The sequence below is a fragment of the Pseudomonas sp. HMWF006 genome, assembly GCF_003061205.1.
GTDB lineage: Bacteria > Pseudomonadota > Gammaproteobacteria > Pseudomonadales > Pseudomonadaceae > Aquipseudomonas > Aquipseudomonas monsensis.
Genome location: NZ_QAIU01000652.1, coordinates 1 through 1,319 on the forward strand (window position 1 = coordinate 1; position 1,319 = coordinate 1,319).

Genomic DNA, 1,319 nt, shown 5'->3' on the forward strand with positions numbered 1-1,319 from the left:
ACCACCGACAACAAAGACGATTTCCACCAGGGCTACCGCAACCGCTTTAGCGCGATTCCGTGGGACGTGCCATACCGTCCGCCGCTCGATCACCCGAAACCGAAAGTCCTGGGCACCCAGAGCGCCGTAGTCTGCGGCCCTGAAGGCGAAGAGATCTACTGCGACCAGTATGGCCGGGTGAAGGTGCAGTTCTTCTGGGACCGCGAAGGCAAGCACGACGACATGACCAGTTGCTGGATGCGCGTTGCGTCGAGCTGGGCAGCGGAAACCTTTGGCTCGATCAATATTCCACGGGTCGGCATGGAGGTGTTGATCACCTTCCTCGAAGGCGATCCCGATCAGCCGCTGATCACCGGTTGCCTGTACCACGGCGCGAACCTGCCGCCGTACAAACTGCCGGATTTCAAAACCCTGGCCACGGTCAAGAGCAAGGAATACAAGGGCAGCCGCGCCAACGAGCTACGCATCGACGACACCACCAGCGAGATCAGCATCGCGCTGCGCAGTGATCATGGTGCGAGTGCGATCAACCTTGGCTACCTGACCCATCCACGTCCGAGCGGCGGTCAGCCGCGCGGTGAAGGTTTTGAGTTAAGAACTGACCGCCACGGTGCGGTGCGTGCCGGTGCCGGTCTGCTCATCACCACCGAGCCGCGCCCGAACGAATCCAAGCACCACAAGGATCTGCCGGAAACCGCCGAACGCCTCGCGACGGCCAGCGATCAGCAGGATGGTTTCGCTGTTCAGGCCAAAGAGCTTCAAGCCCAAGAGGCCGGTGATCAGGACGACGTCGCCAAAGCGTTGCACGCCCAGCATCAAGGCGTGCTCGGCAGTGGTCCGGCGAACATGACCGCCAATGAGTTCCCGGAATTCACCGAGCCGCATCTGGTGCTCGCCAGCCCGGCCGGCATCGCCCTGACCACGCCGCGCTCCAGCCACATCGCCACCGGCGAACACCTGGCGCTGAGCAGCACCGGCCACACCAGCCTGTCGATCGGCAAACGCTTGCTGGCCAGTGCCAGTCGTGGCATGCGCCTGTTTGTGCAGAGCATGGGCTGGCGACTGGTCGCAGCCTCCGGCGACATCGACGTGCGAGCGCTGAAGGACAGCATCAACCTGCTGGCCAAACTCAACATCACCGCCAACGCCGACCGCATCACCATTACCGCGAAAACCGAACTGGTGATTCAGGGCGGCGGCAGCGCCACGACCTACAACGCCGGCGGCATCACCCACGCCACCAGCGGCCCGTACACCGCGCACGCGGCGAACTTCGCCTACACCGGGGCGAAAAGTCTCGCCGGGGTGTTCCCGGAACC

1 protein-coding gene is annotated in these 1,319 nt (G+C 63.5%); it reads left to right on the forward strand.

The annotated features are described in order from the left end of the window. Positions 1–1,319, forward strand: a 1,319-nt coding sequence (locus tag DBR24_RS30145) for a type VI secretion system Vgr family protein (RefSeq protein WP_146189154.1), incomplete at both ends; no start/stop codon positions are given.